18 protein-coding genes and 1 tRNA gene are annotated in these 16,320 nt (G+C 40.5%); 12 read left to right on the top strand and 7 right to left on the bottom strand.

Annotation, left to right across the window (positions count from 1 at the left end; genetic code table 11):
• Window positions 1–46: 46 nt before the first annotated feature.
• Both PHAL_RS0109495 and pepA read right to left on the bottom strand, forming a co-directional pair.
• The gene (locus PHAL_RS0109495) at window positions 47–493 is read right to left on the bottom strand and encodes a DNA polymerase III subunit chi (protein ID WP_029216102.1); all 447 of its coding nucleotides are present in this window, start codon (window positions 491–493) and stop codon (window positions 47–49) included.
• 159 nt (window positions 494–652) lie between these two features.
• Window positions 653–2,164 carry a leucyl aminopeptidase gene (gene pepA / locus PHAL_RS0109490; protein ID WP_016708164.1) on the bottom strand — a complete coding sequence of 504 codons (1,512 nt, stop codon included), beginning with the start codon at window positions 2,162–2,164 and terminating at the stop codon, window positions 653–655.
• Window positions 2,165–2,428: 264 nt separating this feature from the next.
• Between pepA and lptF the strand changes: the two genes are divergently transcribed.
• Entirely contained in the window at window positions 2,429–3,541 is a 1,113-nt protein-coding gene (gene lptF / locus PHAL_RS0109485) for an LPS export ABC transporter permease LptF (RefSeq protein WP_016708163.1), read from the top strand.
• Window positions 3,538–4,605: an LPS export ABC transporter permease LptG gene (lptG, locus tag PHAL_RS0109480; protein ID WP_016708162.1), complete on the top strand. Its 1,068-nt coding sequence runs from the start codon at window positions 3,538–3,540 to the stop codon at window positions 4,603–4,605. Before lptF ends, lptG begins: the two co-directional genes overlap by 4 nt.
• A 40-nt stretch (window positions 4,606–4,645) precedes the next feature.
• Here the strand turns inward: lptG and PHAL_RS0109475 are convergent, their stop codons facing one another.
• Window positions 4,646–5,140 (bottom strand): RDD family protein, encoded by a 495-nt coding sequence (locus PHAL_RS0109475; RefSeq protein WP_029216101.1) that lies wholly within the window; start codon window positions 5,138–5,140, stop codon window positions 4,646–4,648.
• Window positions 5,141–5,401: 261 nt separating this feature from the next.
• On the opposite strand from PHAL_RS0109475, the gene PHAL_RS0109465 reads away from it, so the two are divergent.
• Window positions 5,402–5,486, top strand: a tRNA-Leu gene (locus tag PHAL_RS0109465).
• Between the two features lie 137 nt (window positions 5,487–5,623).
• Here the strand turns inward: PHAL_RS0109465 and PHAL_RS0109460 are convergent.
• Together PHAL_RS0109460 and PHAL_RS0109455 are read right to left on the bottom strand one after the other, a co-directional pair.
• A complete protein-coding gene (locus PHAL_RS0109460; protein ID WP_016708159.1) occupies window positions 5,624–7,672 on the bottom strand; it encodes a bifunctional 2',3'-cyclic-nucleotide 2'-phosphodiesterase/3'-nucleotidase in 2,049 nt (682 codons plus the stop codon).
• Between the two features lie 382 nt (window positions 7,673–8,054).
• The gene (locus PHAL_RS0109455) at window positions 8,055–8,372 is read right to left on the bottom strand and encodes a hypothetical protein (protein ID WP_016708158.1); all 318 of its coding nucleotides are present in this window, start codon (window positions 8,370–8,372) and stop codon (window positions 8,055–8,057) included.
• A 530-nt stretch (window positions 8,373–8,902) separates the two neighbouring features.
• Here PHAL_RS0109455 and PHAL_RS0109445 point away from each other — a divergent pair.
• Together PHAL_RS0109445 and PHAL_RS0109440 are read left to right on the top strand one after the other, a co-directional pair.
• Window positions 8,903–9,529, top strand: a complete 627-nt coding sequence (locus tag PHAL_RS0109445; protein WP_016708156.1) for a LysE family translocator — start codon at window positions 8,903–8,905, stop codon at window positions 9,527–9,529.
• Between the two features lie 121 nt (window positions 9,530–9,650).
• On the top strand, window positions 9,651–10,085 hold the full coding sequence (locus tag PHAL_RS0109440) for a GNAT family N-acetyltransferase (RefSeq protein ID WP_016708155.1): 435 nt from the start codon (window positions 9,651–9,653) through the stop codon (window positions 10,083–10,085).
• A 74-nt stretch (window positions 10,086–10,159) separates the two neighbouring features.
• On the opposite strand, the gene PHAL_RS0109435 is transcribed toward PHAL_RS0109440, so the two are convergent.
• Entirely contained in the window at window positions 10,160–10,543 is a 384-nt protein-coding gene (locus tag PHAL_RS0109435) for a DUF1842 domain-containing protein (protein WP_016708154.1), read from the bottom strand.
• Window positions 10,544–10,837: 294 nt separating this feature from the next.
• On the opposite strand from PHAL_RS0109435, the gene PHAL_RS0109430 reads away from it, so the two are divergent.
• The 7 genes from PHAL_RS0109430 (at window position 10,838) to PHAL_RS0109395 (ending at window position 15,075) form a co-directional block, all read left to right on the top strand.
• Window positions 10,838–11,305 carry a GNAT family N-acetyltransferase gene (locus tag PHAL_RS0109430; protein WP_016708153.1) on the top strand — a complete coding sequence of 156 codons (468 nt, stop codon included), beginning with the start codon at window positions 10,838–10,840 and terminating at the stop codon, window positions 11,303–11,305.
• Between the two features lie 957 nt (window positions 11,306–12,262).
• On the top strand, window positions 12,263–12,481 hold the full coding sequence (locus PHAL_RS23835; RefSeq protein WP_158217504.1) for a hypothetical protein: 219 nt from the start codon (window positions 12,263–12,265) through the stop codon (window positions 12,479–12,481).
• Between the two features lie 16 nt (window positions 12,482–12,497).
• Complete coding sequence (locus PHAL_RS0109415) at window positions 12,498–13,493, top strand: fatty acid desaturase (RefSeq protein WP_029216098.1); 996 nt, start codon at window positions 12,498–12,500, stop codon at window positions 13,491–13,493.
• An 83-nt stretch (window positions 13,494–13,576) separates the two neighbouring features.
• Window positions 13,577–13,954: a VOC family protein gene (locus tag PHAL_RS0109410; protein WP_016708149.1), complete on the top strand. Its 378-nt coding sequence runs from the start codon at window positions 13,577–13,579 to the stop codon at window positions 13,952–13,954.
• Window positions 13,955–14,004: 50 nt separating this feature from the next.
• Window positions 14,005–14,253 (top strand): TIGR03643 family protein, encoded by a 249-nt coding sequence (locus tag PHAL_RS0109405; protein WP_016708148.1) that lies wholly within the window; start codon window positions 14,005–14,007, stop codon window positions 14,251–14,253.
• A gap of 105 nt (window positions 14,254–14,358) precedes the next feature.
• The gene (locus PHAL_RS0109400; RefSeq protein WP_016708147.1) at window positions 14,359–14,775 is read left to right on the top strand and encodes a GFA family protein; all 417 of its coding nucleotides are present in this window, start codon (window positions 14,359–14,361) and stop codon (window positions 14,773–14,775) included.
• A 72-nt stretch (window positions 14,776–14,847) separates the two neighbouring features.
• Window positions 14,848–15,075 carry a hypothetical protein gene (locus PHAL_RS0109395; RefSeq protein WP_016708146.1) on the top strand — a complete coding sequence of 76 codons (228 nt, stop codon included), beginning with the start codon at window positions 14,848–14,850 and terminating at the stop codon, window positions 15,073–15,075.
• On the opposite strand, the gene PHAL_RS0109390 is transcribed toward PHAL_RS0109395, so the two are convergent.
• Window positions 15,053–16,222: an MFS transporter gene (locus PHAL_RS0109390; protein ID WP_016708145.1), complete on the bottom strand. Its 1,170-nt coding sequence runs from the start codon at window positions 16,220–16,222 to the stop codon at window positions 15,053–15,055. The genes PHAL_RS0109395 and PHAL_RS0109390 overlap by 23 nt on opposite strands.
• Between the last annotated feature and the right edge of the window lie 98 nt (window positions 16,223–16,320).

The raw sequence follows: 16,320 nt of genomic DNA, 5'->3' as shown, positions 1-16,320 counted from the left end.
ATAAGTACTTAAATGAGTTAGTTAGCTATTTATACAATAGGGTATGTTAGCTATTAATATCTTGCGTGGTGATATTAGCACCGAGTTGGCGTAGCTTTTTAAAACGCTCACGGGCGGCTTGTTTTGCTATGGCTTCTACGGGTACAAAATCAAAAACTTGGTTAAACCGGCGAATAAAGTCCGGTAATTGTGCTGCCAAGTTAATTAAAACTTTACGATTACCGACGGGGGGGGTGGTGCCTATTTCAACGGGCGCACCGCCTTTTGGGCCTTCACCTTGCAGGTTATGTGGCACAAAACTGTCGGGGTCAAATGACCAAATAGTTTCATCAATGGCATGGGCGACTTCAAGATCATCGACGTAAATAAATATACGATGACCAAGACGATACTGTTCAGCCGCAATATCAGCCGCTAAGCGAAAGTGATCGTCAGCCTTGGCTAATGACTCATCTTGTTGCTTTATAACGAAAAACTGGGCGTTGATGCTCATTGTATCGGGGCTTCCCACAGTATTGAAAATAATACTTAAATCAAAGCAGAGATTTTGCCATATAACGTGTTTTGCTTCAATTAATACACTCATTAAGTGGAGAATAAATAAGGCGCTGAAAAGCGCCTTATTTTAATTTAAATGCATTGTATGCGAAGGTTAATCTTGAGTGGTTTCGCTTACACCCGCACGGTTTAGTAAGTATTGTGTCAACATCGGCACTGGGCGACCTGTTGCCCCTTTATTTTTACCGCTACGCCACGCGGTACCAGCAATATCTAAATGCGCCCAATTATATTTCTTAGTGAACTTAGATAAGAAACACGCGGCGGTAATAGTGCCTGCTGCACGACCACCTAAGTTGGTGAAATCAGCAAATGGGCTTTCAAGTTGATCTTGGTAATCATCCCACAGTGGTAATTGCCATGCACGGTCGCCACTTTGTTCAGAGGCTTTTAATAAGTCATGTGCCAGTGGATTGTGGTTTGATAACAACCCTGTGGCATGAGCACCAAGGGCAACAATACAGGCACCGGTTAAAGTGGCTACATCAATTACAGTTTCAGGCTCAAAGCGCTCAACATAGGTGAGTGCATCACATAGCACTAAACGTCCTTCTGCGTCCGTATTGAGTACTTCAACCGTTTGCCCTGACATAGTGGTTAGAATATCACCAGGTCGATAGGCATTTGAGCTTGGCATATTTTCACAACCGGCTAAAACACCAATTACATTAATTGGTAATTGCATTTGTGCTAAAGCACGCATGGCACCAATTACCCCGGCAGCACCACCCATATCGTATTTCATTTCGTCCATGGCTTCGCCAGGTTTTAGTGAAATACCGCCTGAGTCAAAGGTTAAGCCCTTACCAACTAATACGATAGGGGCTTGATCTTTCGCGCCACCTTGGTAGTTAATGACCGACATCACCGATTCGTTATCGCTACCACGGCCAACAGCCAAGTATGAATTCATCCCCAGCTCTGCCATTTTTTCTTCACCGATAATATCCACTGTGATGTTATCGAAATTAGTGGCAAGTTCTTGCGCTTGTTCACCTAAATACGCTGGGTTACAGATATTTGGTGGCATGTTTGCTACGTCTTTACATAACTTGCTACCAGCAGCAATCGCTAAGCCGTGCTCAATAGCGCTTTCACCAATAGTTAACTCACGACGAGTAGGTACATTAAATACAATTTTACGCAGTGGACGACGTGGGTCGCTTTTTTTGCTTTTTAATTGATTAAATGTGTACAAGCAATCTTGAGTTGTTTCGACCGCTTGGCGGACTTTCCAATACGTATCGCGACTTTTTACATGTTGCTCGGTTAAAAAGCACACCGCTTCCATCGACCCAGTTTCGTTAAGGGTATTAATGGTTTTTGAAATAATTTGTTTGTATTGTTTGTCATCCAGTTCGCGCTCTTTACCACAGCCAACAAGTAGAATGCGTTCACTTAATACGTTTGGTACATGATGCAATAACAGTACTTGCCCAGGCTTGCCTTCGAGATCACCACGGCGTAATAAATTAGAGATATAACCATCGCTGATTTTATCGAGTTGTTCTCCAATGGGGGATAAACGACGTGGCTCATAAACGCCAACTACTATACATGCGCTACGTTGCTTTTCAGGACTACCACTTTTTACGCTAAATTCCATTGTCACTCCTAATTTTGAGTCATTTAACCCTTAGATAAGGGCAATTAAATAAAAATCCAGACATTAGATTAATACTAGCTTATAAACGCTGACTCATTATGTGTATTTGAACTTTATATGTTTAGTACTATCAATACCACTAAAGCGACAATATATCGAGTTGCTAGGTATGATATTTAATGTTGATGACATATAATAAAATCTTAAGTTTACTAAAATTTTCTTACTCTTAAAGTGAAACACGACGTTTAACAGGGGCGATCATTGCTAATTTTCCGTTATTTGACCACTGAAGTATTAAAGTCTCAGGTCGCCGTATTTTTAACTTTGATGACAATTTTTTTGTCGCAAAAGTTTGTTGTTATTTTAAGTGATGCCTCTGAAGGTGGCATTCCTGCTAAGTTAGTGTTGTCGATGATTGCACTAAAACTACCACAATTAGCTTCATTAATTTTACCACTTAGTATCTTTTTAGGAATTATTCTCGCCTATAGCCGAATTTATGCCGATAGTGAAATGACGGTGCTAAAAGCGTGCGGGGTCAGTGAATGGTATGTGGTACGAGTGACCTTGATTTCTAGTGTGCTGCTTGCGCTTTTAGCGGGTGTATTAACTTTGTATGTTGCGCCATGGGCTAGCGAGCAAGAATATCAACTAAAAGAGCAAGCCAAAGCAGATGCCGGATTGTCGGCGCTGCGAGCTGGACGTTTTCAACAAACAGGTAACGAAAAAGCCGTGGTATTTATTCATAATATTGAAAATGGCGGTAAAGAATTACATAAAGTTTTTGTTGCTCAACTACCAGACAACGAAAAAGATAACCTAGCTCGGTTAGTGTATGCCGAGCGTGGAGTGGTGATTGAGCAAGAAAGTGGCGAGCAACAATTAATCCTCAGCGACGGTAAGCGATACGAAACAGACGGTAAGACACCTGCACTAAATTTAACCGAATTTGATGGTTACAGTGTACAAATACGTGAACAAGAAATTGAACACCAACGCCGCAAGCTTGAAGCCGTACCAACTATGGATCTATTGACTATGCAAGGTCCTGAAGCGGTTGCACAGTGGCAATGGCGTTTAGCTATACCGCTGTCGATACCGTTACTTACTTTACTGGCAGTTCCGCTGAGCGTGGTAAACCCGCGACAAGGTAAGTTTGCTAAGTTAGTGCCAGCTATTAGTTTATATTTAGGCTATTTCATTTTACTCAATGCCGCCAAGTTTGCTGTTGAGGATGGCAAGATCCCACCTTCAATTGGTTTATGGTGGATCCACTTTACGGCGCTATTTATTGGTGGGTTTTTAATAATCAAAGGGCGTCCATTAGGGGCTTGGCTCAAAGCAATCGTCACTAAGCGGGAGTTAGGCGCATGATGAAAATGCTTGATTGGTATTTAGGCCGCAGCATCTTACAGACCACGGGTTTTGCTTTAATGGTGTTGGTGGGTATCAGTACCCTTATTAAATTTATCGAGCAATTAAAATCAGTTGGTCGCGGTAGTTATGATATCGCCACTGCGCTGTTATATACCTTGTATAGCATGCCAGGTGATCTTGTGGTGTTTTTCCCTATGGCTGCACTTATTGGCGGTTTAACTGGGTTAGGAGCACTTGCCTCAAATAGTGAGCTAGTTGTAATGCAAGCGGCTGGTATGTCACGCTTGCAAATCATAATTTCAGTAATGAAAACCGCAATATTTATGGCTATCTGTATGATGGCGCTTGGCGAGTGGGGAGCACCAGAAGCGCAGCTTAAAGCTAAAGAGTTACGTAACCATGCAATTCATGGCGGTGATGTATTCAACGCGCAAAAAGGTGTGTGGGCAAAAGATGGTAATAACTTTATTAATATTGAAGATGTAGATCAAAATGGTGTGTTGCACGGTGTAAATATGTACCATTTTGATAAATCGCTGCAACTTACGCAAATTACCAAAGCCCGTGAAGCCGTTAGCCGAAAAGATGGTTGGTTATTGCGTGATGTAAATAAAGTGCAGCTGACTGAAGAACAAATTAATACTCAGCAACAAGATGAAGAGTTTTATGACTCACAACTAACCGCAGAAAAATTAGGCGTGGTATCGGTTAAGCCTGAGTCACTGTCATTTACTGGGTTGTGGTCATACTTAGGTTATTTAAAGCAAAATGAGCAAGATACCAGTACTTATGAGTTGGCGCTATGGCGTAAGATAATGCAACCTGTGTCAATTGCGGTGATGTTGTTAGTAGCTCTGTCGTTTATATTTGGCCCGCTGCGTACTGTAACCATGGGGGCACGTATTGTAATGGGGGTGGTGACAGGTATTGTGTTCCATTTAACCAATGAGATATTTGGCCCCGTGGTGATGGTTTATCAAATTCCTGCAATTATTGGCGCCACTTTACCGAGTATACTTTTTATTGGTTTTGCCACTTATTTACTGAATAAGCGTAACTAGTTGCTTGTTATTCTAGGAGCCTAGGCTCCTAGAAAGTCTGCTAATCCAACGAACGGTAAATACGTTTGTTTTCTTCTTTAGTTAGCGTAACAACCTCGGTTTTAGATAGGTAATCTTGTAAAGCGCGTTTATTTTTAAAATCAACTAACACCACTAAATTACCTAACCCGAGTAATGCCGTTATGCTGCGAATAACCGCTTGTGGCCAACTGATGAGTTCGTTATTAAGGGTTTGTACTTTTAAACGCCATGCCCGCATACCAATAGTTTGCCCGCTTTTAGTCCAAAAATAAGCAAAAAACGCAATGTTAACGCCTATAAATAGTGCGCTACGAATGCCATAAAGCAGTGGTGAATCTTGTATTAGCGCAGCAGGATCTTCTGTTTGTGGAATAAACCCGAGTGCAACTAAGCTCTGAATCGCAGCAAAATACAAAATAGCAGTCAACATAGATAATGAAATAACGACTAAAGAATCGTAAATCAATGAAGCAAAGCGACGCCAGAAGCCCGCACGTGGAAACTCACCAGACATAAACACACTCATAAAGTTAATATGCGCGCTAGTTTAGCAAATAGCGAGACAAATACTAGCCACTGCGTAATTGGTTTAAATAGGGGAATGTTAATGGTTGCTTAATTGTTAAGCGGTTGATCGGGGTTTTGTAAAAAACGCTTGCTGCGTCTGTGATTGTTTGTATAATGCTTGCCATAGAGACGAAGATAGCTCGATAAGTCTTAGCTCTAAAGTGGTTTTTCTTTATCTTCTCATGTTAGAAGGTTAAAGAAAAATGATGCCAGCGTGATGAAATTGGTATACATGGGGGATTCAAAATCCCCTGCCGCAAGGCGTGCCGGTTCAAGTCCGGCCGCTGGTACCACTTTTGATAACCCTGGCCAAATTGGTCGGGGTTTTTTTATGCCTGTAGCAAAGTGAACTTGGGCGGAAGCTATACAAATTTAAGAACAAAAAAGTCAGTTGTTAAACCAACAACTGACTTAGTATTTTAGCTAGATTTTATTGCTTTAAGTCAATGCTATAAAGAGCAAAGCCGTTTTCATCTAACTCGATAGGTGATGTAGGGCTTACAGCTGGTAGCGTTTGCGCAATACTTGCTACTGCATCCAGTGGGGATGTTCTAAAGACCACATTTAAATCAGTGTCAGTGTCCACTGTCGCAAAGCGCCAGTTGTTATCAGCTGAAGGATCTATGCTGCCTTCTGCACTTTTAGCTGCTTCACTAATAATATAGTTTCTGAGTACACCACGGTTTTCATCCGGGCCTTCAAACGTTTCACGGCTGGTGCCATCTATTGCTGGGAAGTTACCACCACCAGATGCTCGATAGTTGTTAGTTACCACTAAAAACTCAGCGGTTAAATCAATCGCTTCACCTTGGTATTGCAAGTTGGTAATGCGCGAGCTTTCGGCGTTAACTAAATTACCATCGTTGTCGTATCGTTTAGCCTGAGTTACATCTATCTCGAACGTTACGCCATCAATTATATCAAAATTAAATGACGGGAAAGTGGTATCGAGTAGGTTTTGTTGCGCGCTACTGTTTACATCTATTTGATTAAATTGACCTGCTGAGCGCTCAAGCCATTCTTTAACATCTTTTCCTGTTACGCGTACCATGCGAATAGTGTTCGGGTAAACGTATAAGCTTACAGTGTCTAATAAGGCGATATCGCCAGCCTTAACGTTAGTGTAATCTTCAATACCATTACGGCCTGCTCTAAATGGCGCAGCAGCAGATAGAACGGGGAGGCCATCAAGCTCAGTACCCTGAATAAATGCTTCCCCCCAGGCAATTTGTGCGTCTGAAACAATTTGAATTGATGGATCATCTTGAACAAGTGCAAAAAAGCTATAAATAGGCGCAGAGATTTTTGCAAATGGTTCGCTAACCCATTCAATCGTTGCTTTATGCTCAAGTTCAATTGCGGCTGCAACATCAGTATCAGCTACGGCTAAGTCAACAAAATCACCATTTTCATCAGTGCCACTAATTGCACGATTTTCAACACGAGAGCTAACGACTTGCCAGCCGCCATCTTTAGTTGGGTCGATCACTAAATCAATAACACCTAAATGATTACCAAAAAAACCAGGCATAACCGCAGGCACACCATTGAGCTTACCATTTACGTTGTCGATACCAGCAAATTCAAACCCGTCGTAAGCAGCATCACCAGGGAATATGCGGTGGTTATGACCAAATAGAATTGCATCAATACCTGGCACTAGTGATAAATAAAGCGCTGTGTTTTCTGCTAAGTCTTCTTTTGCGCTGGCTGTTAACCCTGAATGTGGAATAGCGATGATGATATCAGCGCCTTCAGCTTTCATTTGTGGAATGAATTTTTCAGCTGTTTTAATAATGTCTTTAGCTATTACTTTACCCTGTAAATGTGCATTATCCCATTGCATAATTTGTGGTGGCGTTAACCCCAAATAACCGATTTTGATTGTTTGTTCGTTATTGTTTTCATCGAAAACGATTTTTTCTTGGATGTAATAAGGGGTGTAACGATTTTTGTCATTTTCGTCACTGTTATCGCCATCATCTATATAGACGTTAGCGTTTATATATGGGAAGTCTGCGCCTTGCAAAGTTGCATCTAAAAACTCTAAACCAAAGTTAAATTCGTGGTTACCTAGATTTGCGACGTCGTAATCAAGCAAGTTCATTGCTTTATAAACTACATGGGTAGCGCCATTTAAGATGTCATCTTTACGAATGATTGCTTCATAGTCGCCTAGTGGGCTATTTTGAATAAGATCACCATTATCAACCAGTACGCTATTTTGTACTTCATTGCGTGCTTCTTTTATTAACGTTGCTGTATTAACAAAGCCAAGCGTTTCTGATGGCGCTTGCGCAAAATAATCATAATTAGATAGGTACATGTGAATGTCGGTAGTTTCCATTACACGCAAGTTTACCGTTGTTGGCGATGGCTCATCATCATTTTTATCACTGATACATGCTGTCAATGAAAGTGCTACGCTTAATGCAAGCGTTGTTTTAAAAAAAGTGCTTGTTAGATCCATGGTTTTCATGATTGTTCCGTGTGTTATAAAGTAGCCGCCACATTAGACCTTAATTATTAAAGCTTAATGACGTTAATTGAATAAAAATATTAATAAATCAAAGAGGTTAGGACGTAAAAGGGATGGGGGTAATCGTATTCGGCAGGGCTAATTTTAATTTATGTGATGCTTTTGATAATTACAGCCATATCCTCAGAGTGTGAAAGATGGCAAGATATTGAAATCTCTGGCGATGGAAACTCTCATGGATCAGACAATACAGAGCTTTCAAGTATGGCTCCGTCGCCGGCTACGATACTCGTATACTGCGCAGTGTTGTTGCTTGGTAACCATTAAATGGCATTCAGGGGGGATTGAACGCCATTTAATATAAAAACTAACTTCAGTCAGTTTAGTCAATTAAGCTCACTTTACATTGGTAGGTGTTGTCACCTACTGAAAAGCTACCTTTGCCATTCCACTGGTTATCTACAGCAAAGCTTGCTGTAAATGGTGATAGATAGCTACCAATCGCAGGAGGCGGAAAGGAAACCACGGCTTGACCTGTTAGCGCGCCAACTTTAGTAACATCATTATAGCCAGTTGCATGCATATGCCCTGAAGCGCTAGATGTAAACTGTGGTGAATGTTGTGTGCCTTCTTGAATATGACCATTAGCGCGACCATTTAGCGCATCTGTTTTTGGATCAACAGCAAACTGAATCTCCATTGAGCCACCACCAACAACACCAAAACTTTCACCAGATATTTTCTTCTTCCCTCTGTATATGCATTCTTCACTGTTACTTAGTAACCAAGTAACAGTGAAGAATGACTGCTGAAAAAGACATATTACAGCTAGGTAATGTTAATTCGTTTACGGCATAGTCGCTCTATTATTGCAGTCCTAATATCTGCTGTAATGTGTTGGGTTAGTCGTTTTGCGATAGATTAGGAGTGCAGGTAGATTGTGAGCTATTAAAAAAGCAGACGAGCTTGCTCGATTTGCAAGTGGTGCAAATAAACAGCCGTTATTAATTTATTTTCAAATAAATCAAAAGTACCACCAGTAGGTACATTCAATTCTCTTTATTTATCTTGTATAGTTAATCATATAAAAACTCAGCGACAGTTTTTGTGGTTTCAAAAACATAGCTATGTTGAGCGTAAAAAATGGACAACTTGAGCACGACATTGCAAAGCTAGTAATGTGTATAAAAACCCAATATAAAGCCTTAATAGTAAAAATGGAGAAAGTTAATGGAATTTAATTCAATGATGTTATTTGTTATTGCTTGTCTGACTATCAATTTAATACCGGGGCCTGATGTTATCTACATCGTATCAAATACCATGAAAGGAAAGATGGTCAGTGGCATGAAAGCTGCGCTTGGCTTGGGTGTTGGTTACTTTTTTCATACATTAGCGGCTTGTGTCGGCTTATCAGCCATTATTTTAAGTTCAGCTTTGGCTTTTAGTATCGTTAAATGGCTTGGTGCTCTTTATTTAGTTTATTTAGGTGTTCAAGCACTTATTTCCATGTACAGAGGAAATAGCCAGGTAGTCGTTAGTGAAAGTGAAGATACAAAAGGAAATATTTTTATGCAGGGTGTTGTGGTCAGTGTTTTGAACCCTAAAGTTGCTTTGTTCTTTCTCTCATTTCTTCCGCAATTTATAAATACATCCACTGGCTCAGCAGCATCGCAATTACTGGTTTTAGGATTAATTTTCAGTGTGTTAGCAACGCTTTGTAATGTGCTGTATGCAACTGTTGGAAGTTGGTTGTTTAATCGACCTAATGCAGGTAGATACACGCGAATATTGGAAGGAGTATCGGGAGTATTGCTAATTGGTTTAGCAGGTAAAATAGCACTGAGCGAACGTTAGGATTGGTTGATTTTGCATAGGGCTTCCTCAATTAAAGTTGGAATCAGTTGTTAACTCAATATTTGAAATTTACAAGGAGTGCGTTTGGTTGGATTTTATATTTCTTGCTGATAAGGCTCACATGAAGCCCGTTATAGCAAAGTGGTACTTTCAGCAGTGGGGACACTTGGTTGAAGGCTCATCTGTAGAGTTATTTAACAATAAGCTAAATGATTACTTAAACCGCGACAGTATCCCGTTAGTTATCATGGCCGTTGAGGGCGAAGATGTGTTGGGGGTGGCACACTTACGTTACCATGAAATGACTATTTACCCCGATAAAGAGCATTGGGTAGGCGGGGTGTATATTGATACTAAACACCGAAGTAAAGGAGTGGCTTCTGCATTAGTTAATCACCTTGAATCTGTTGCGGTTTCACTAGGCGTTACTGATATTCACTTACAGACTGAAAAATTAGACGGTGGCCTTTATAAACAACTAGGTTGGCAGCCAATCGAGCAGGTTAATAATCGTGGTGTTGAGGTGCAGGTTATGACAAAGCACATTGCTCAGTAACAGAGCGGCTAAAATATGAGTTGATATTAAGCGACGCATGCTCGCCGCTTAATATAAAGCTAACTATGACCTATTTAGTCAATTAAGCTCACTTTACATTGGTAGGTGTTATCACCTACTGAAAAGCTGCCTTTGCCATTCCACTGGTTATCTACAGCAAAACTTGCGGTAAAAGGTGATAGATAGCTACCAATCGCAGGAGGCGGAAAAGACACCACGGCTTGACCTGTTAGCGCGCCAACTTTAGTTATATCATTATAGCCAGTTGCATGCATGTGCCCTGAAGCGCTTGATGTGAACTGTGGTGAATGTTGCGTACCTTCTTGAATATGACCATTAGCGCGACCATTTAGCGCATCTGTTTTTGGATCAACAGCAAACTGAATTTCCATTGAGCCACCACCAACAACACCAGATTGAAACTGTAATTTTACGAGATATAAGCTTTCACCAGACATTTTATTCTTCCTTTTATTAAGTGCTGCACACTATTGTGCGGGCATTCATTAATCGATGGAAAGTGTAGGGGGATTGCCAAGAAATACATATTACAGGGTATTACAGCTAGGTAATGTATATCAGCTTTCGACGCAGTTACTTTATCATTGCGGTGCAAATGTCTGCAGTTAATGTATTGAGTTAGTCGTTTTTTCGATAGATTAAAAGCACTTATAATGTTATTGGAAGAGCAAATAAACTTAATCTATTGGCACTTGGTACAAACATAATGCTTATAACAGGGAGTGAAGTTAATGATCACAAAATTAGACAATGCAAATGATTTTGTCGCAAAGCAAATTTACATCACTTTACAGCGTTCCTATAAAATAGAAGCTGAGATAATAGGTGCACTTAATTTTCCGCCTTTATCGCGCACTGTTACTGACATCCAAAATTCGCCAACGCTTTTTTATGGATTTTATAACGATACGCAGCTCGCGGGGGTTATTGAGCTGGCAATCGGTAATGAGGGATTAGAAATTAATAGCTTAGTGGTTGACCCTGATCATTTTAGAAAAGGCATTGCCGATAAGTTAATTCGCTATGCGCTAAGTGAATGCGTTATTTGCGCAGCTATAACAACTGCGATCGTCGAGACCGCCGTGGTAAACGAACCCGCTATTAAGCTATATAAAAAACATGGCTTTGTTGAGTTCAAAAGATGGACGCCAGAACACGGTATTGAAAAGCTGGCAATGGTTAAAAGTTGTGATGTTTAACATGAGGGTATTGTAGTCGACTTGTTTTTTGCTCATACAATCAAGAAATGAGCGACGCGTGTATATTGTTCCATTTAGCTTTGCTTGAAAATAGTAGAAAACTTAATAATAGCAATGCCTTAGATAATTTGTTGAAACTGTTTAAAGTATAAATGTGAGTGTGGTCGGAACAGAAATATTCGCCCTTAGCGCACTATAAAATTATAAGCCCAAGGAGCTACGTTGATCTCTGAACCAGTAAGCAGCATTGTAGTAATTTTTATTTGCATAGTCGGTGCGTTGCACTTTGGCGGTGTACTTGTTACTTCTAAAAAATCACCGGCTCTAACGTGGATGAAGACAAAACATCCGTATTTTCCAAATGTAATTGTTGTATTGTTGGTATTTGTAGCACTATTCAAAATAGTTGGGTTATTTTAGTGCATTATTTAAACATCGAGCATTTGGCTTATAACACATATAAGCCTTAACTCTGTCAATAGGTGTTAGTATGCTTTTTGACCGCCTTTAAAGATTGACGGTCAATTATAATTTAATAAGTAAATATATTCCTCTAAAGCGCAGCGTCTACCAACCTATTTGTGAATAATTCAATTAAAGGTCTTTTTCCCAAAGAAAAGGGAATGACAAGCCACTGGATTCGAGCAACGAGTTGCGGGTATACACCTAGCAATGTAGATACGTCATTTATGGCGAGAACCAATTAACTATTGGAATTGACGCGCTAAAGCACGACCTACGCCAACCTCAGCCTTTAGACCCTTACTCTTAAGCGCAGCGCCTCTCAACCTCTTTGTGAATAATTCACTTAATTTTTTGCACAAAGAGAAGGGAATGAGAAGTAAATGAGGACGAACTTGAAGGCTAATATCCATAAGAAACACCTTGACTTAAACTAACCACACTTTTATTTTTTCGTTGCCCGTTGCCCGTTGCCCGTTGCCGTTGCGGACGAACTTGAAGGCTAATATCCATAAGAAACACCTTGACTTAACCGTTGCCCGTTGCCCGTTGCCCGTTGCCCGTTGCCCGTTGCCCGTTGCCCGTTGCCCGTTGCCCGTTGCCTGTTGCCCGTTGCCCGTTGCCCGTTGCCCGTTGCCCGTTGCTCGTTGCCCGTTACTCGTTGCCCGCTATGGCAGCTTTTTATTTATTCGGGTATCATCTGCGCAACTTTGATTATCAGTTGCTATTTATGAACACGTTAAGTGCTAAAGAAAATATTCAAGCCATTGTTAAGGCAATTAAAGCTGAAGAAGCTAAGCTTCGCCAAAAACACCCGTTACTAGCCCATCAAAATACCTTAGGTATGGCTATTCTATTATTATCTCTCGGCGCTTTAATTGGCGTGGGAACACTTTATTATTTTGCTATTATTCCAGCTTGGTTATGTATTGTATTAGCGGCCATTGCGACTTCAATTTCACACGAGCTCGAACATGACCTTATCCATAAGCAGTATTTTAGTAACCAGCCTTTTTTACATAACTTTATGATGCTAACCGTTTGGCTAATGCGACCAAACACCATTAGCCCATGGTATCGCCGAAAAATGCATTTACATCATCATAAAACTTCGGGCACTGATCAAGATCTTGAAGAGCGCTTAGTTGGTAACGGCATTAAAAACCCATTTTTACGCGCATTAGTGATTGTTGACGGCTTGCTTGGTCTACTAATTAACACTAAACGCTTTAGTAAAGAAATTAAAGGCTTTAGCTTTTTTAAGGTATTTAATGCTGGTTTTCCGGTAACTACCGCGTATTTTGCAATTCTATATAGCGTGATTATATTTCATTCGGTGAACTTATTTATGCCACTTGAAACTAATTCACCGGTTTTACTGTTAGATGTGATGGCGGTGTTTGAGTTTTTAATGGTGGTACTGATCGTGCCTAATATTGTACGTTCGAGCTCACTTAACTTTGTCACATCTTCAATGCATTACTATGGCGGTGTAAACAATATGCTGGAGCAAACACATGTATTAACGAGTCGTTTGTTTGCACCATTTCATTTGTTTTGTTTTAACTTTGGTCATACCCATACAATTCATCATTTTGTACCGAATCAGCCATTTTATTTACGTCAGATGATCAGTAAAAAAGTGCTAGCGGTAATGAAAAAACACGGTGTTCGCTTTAACGACTTTGCTAGTATCAAACAAGCAAATCGCTACCAAGCTTCTTAATATCAAGATACAAATTATTCATTGACCTCAAGTTAAGTTAAGGTTTTAAAGTCGTTATCTAACTCAATATTTAGATAGCGACTATGAACCTTAATCAAATCACTTTACCTGTCTGTGACATCGAAAAAGCAAACCAGTTTTATTTGGCTATGGGTTTTACACAAATTGTGAAAACGCCTCATTACTCACGTTTTGAGTGCCCTAATAAAGCCACATTTTCTTTGTTATTAACCGATGATACGTTTACTAATGGTGCGGTTATCTACTTTGAAAGCGAAGAACTTGAAGAGTGGGTCGCCTCCTTAAAAGATAAAGGCTTTGAGTTTGAATCCACGATCACCGAGCAGCGTTATTTATGGCAAGAAGCGGTGTTAAAAGATCCATCAGGCAATAAAATTAAGCTTTATTGGGCGGGGTCTAATCGCTTGAATCCACCTTGGCGAGTTGAAATTATAGCTTGATCTAATTTTTGCTAGGTTGGGTATAAAGGTACTTTGCAAAAGAGTCTGTTATGTTTGATTGTAGTCAAGTGTCTAGAATTATCGAGATGGCGTGGGAAGATCGCACACCATTTGAGGCCATTGAACACCTTTATGGTTTAAATTACTCTCAGTTAGCTAATTTTATGCGTGCTAATGTATCGGCTGGCTCATTTAAAGCTTGGCGAAAACACCATGCAGGGCGAGTAACAAAGCATCTTAAATTACGTGATCCCGCAGTTGAGCGGAGTCACTGTAAGACGCAATATAAAAATCGTTGATCCGGTCTAATTTATTTGTTGCAAAAACTTAGTATTACTGTGTTTTTGGCAATTTTTAACGTAGAGTTTTAGACATTAATTAAATAAATTATTTTAAGGATTATTATGCAGATCACTGGGCGTTGTCATTGCGGGGAAGTAACTTACACGGCAGAGGTAGACGAAAACAAGGTAATTAACTGTCACTGTACTGATTGCCAAATCATCGCAAGTGCGCCATTTCGCACTGTAGTAATATCGCATCCTAACGCGGTTACCTTTACTGCTGCTGCACCAAAAGAATATATAAAGATTGCCGAAAGTGGTAATAAGCGTGCACAAGGTTTTTGTGGTAATTGCGGTACTTCTTTGTATGCCACTTCAGTTGGCGAGGGCGATAAAGTTTATGGCCTACGTTTAGGTGCGGTTGAGCAGCGTGAACAACTTATTCCTAAAGCACAAATTTGGTGCCGTTCAAGCCCATCTTGGTTAAAAGAAATTAATAACATAAAGGGTTTTGAGACCGTTCCACCAAGTAGTTAATTTATAGGTGTGAAATAAAAACAGACATTATGCTGTCTACTTAAACGAGATGATTGTTTAGGAGACGGCAAAATGTGTAGCTCAGTAAAATCTAATCGTGCGGTAAAAAAATCACAGTATAATTTTGACAATGAACTCAATGATGAGCAACGCCAACAGTTTGCTGCCCGTGCTAATTTAGCGCAAGCGCGACGTGAAGAGCGTGAGGCACTTAACAAAAAATGGGTTGCTCAGCACCGCTCTCAACAACCTCAAAAGCAGACTTTACTAAGTTGGCTTATAGATCTTTTTTCAAAGTGATATTTCGCCCGCCAAGGTAGCCAAATACGGCGCAGCCAAAACTGGCGATAGCACATAACCATAATGTCGGTGCCCAGCTATTAAAGTGGTCATGTAAAGCACCCGCCAGCATTGGGCCTGTTGCCGCTATTAGGTAACCAATACATTGTGCCATGGCAGATAATGAAGCGGCTTGGCGGCTATTATGTGTCCGTAAACTGACAAATGACAAACCTAATATAAAGCATGCCCCAGAGCAAAACCCCAACGTTATTGACCAAAATAGTGCTAACTCAGGCATAAACAATAAGCCAAAAGAGCAAAGTGCGCCAAGCAGTGCTAACGTACTGGTTAAAATACGTTGATCTTTGAGCCTCGCTAATAAAGGAATTAAAATAATCCCAGGCACTGCCGATGCTGCTTGAAATGCACCTTGCATGGCACCGGCTTGTAGTGGTGATATACCGTTTTCAATTAAAATACTTGGTAACCAAGCGACCATAATGTAAGTAAAAAATGAGTTAAGCCCAAGTAAAAGCGTGATTTGCCATGCTAGTGATTGTCGCCAAACATTACTGTTCGCCTGCGTATTAACCAGTTCCTTTACAGGCTTTGTGTGGTATTTAAGCTGCGGGAACCAAAGAATAATACCCAGTAAAGTCAGCAAGCCATAACTTGCCAGTGCAAGTTGCCAGCCGATATCCTGATACTGACTCAGCGGGAATACAATCGCCGCATAGCTACCGCCAAAAATGGCCATTGCGAGTACATAAGCCGAGGTCATTACCGCGACTTTATGTGGGAAATCGCGTTTAATTAAGCTTGGCAATAGGACGTTACCAATCGCAATACCCACTCCGATAATAGCTGTGCCTAGATACAACAAAGGTAGGTTTGTTATTAAGCGTGACGCTAAACCTGCACCAATTAGCAGCAAAGCTATAAATAATGAGATTTCTAGCCCGAGTTTTTTAGCAAGCCAATTAGCCAGCGGTGACGCTAATGCAAAGGCCAGAAGCGGTAGTGTTGTTAACATACCCGCTTGTGATGGTGAAAGGCTAAAAGACGCAATTATATCCTCAAGTACAGGCGCAATGCCTGTTACTGGAGCACGTAAGTTTGTGGCAATAAAGAAAATACCAAGAATTAAAATAGCAGAAGAAAACACAGTCCGCTTAGTAGGCGCTGAATACAAAACTAAAGTCACCAAGTCGATGGCAGGTGGCGTAATTATACCCGAAGGGGAATGGCGTTGGTATTAAATTG

Origin of the sequence: Pseudoalteromonas haloplanktis ATCC 14393 (assembly GCF_000238355.1) — a bacterium.
Lineage (GTDB): Bacteria > Pseudomonadota > Gammaproteobacteria > Enterobacterales > Alteromonadaceae > Pseudoalteromonas > Pseudoalteromonas haloplanktis.
The sequence above is the reverse complement of the archived record's forward strand: the minus strand, read 5'-3'. Positions and strand labels throughout refer to the sequence as shown.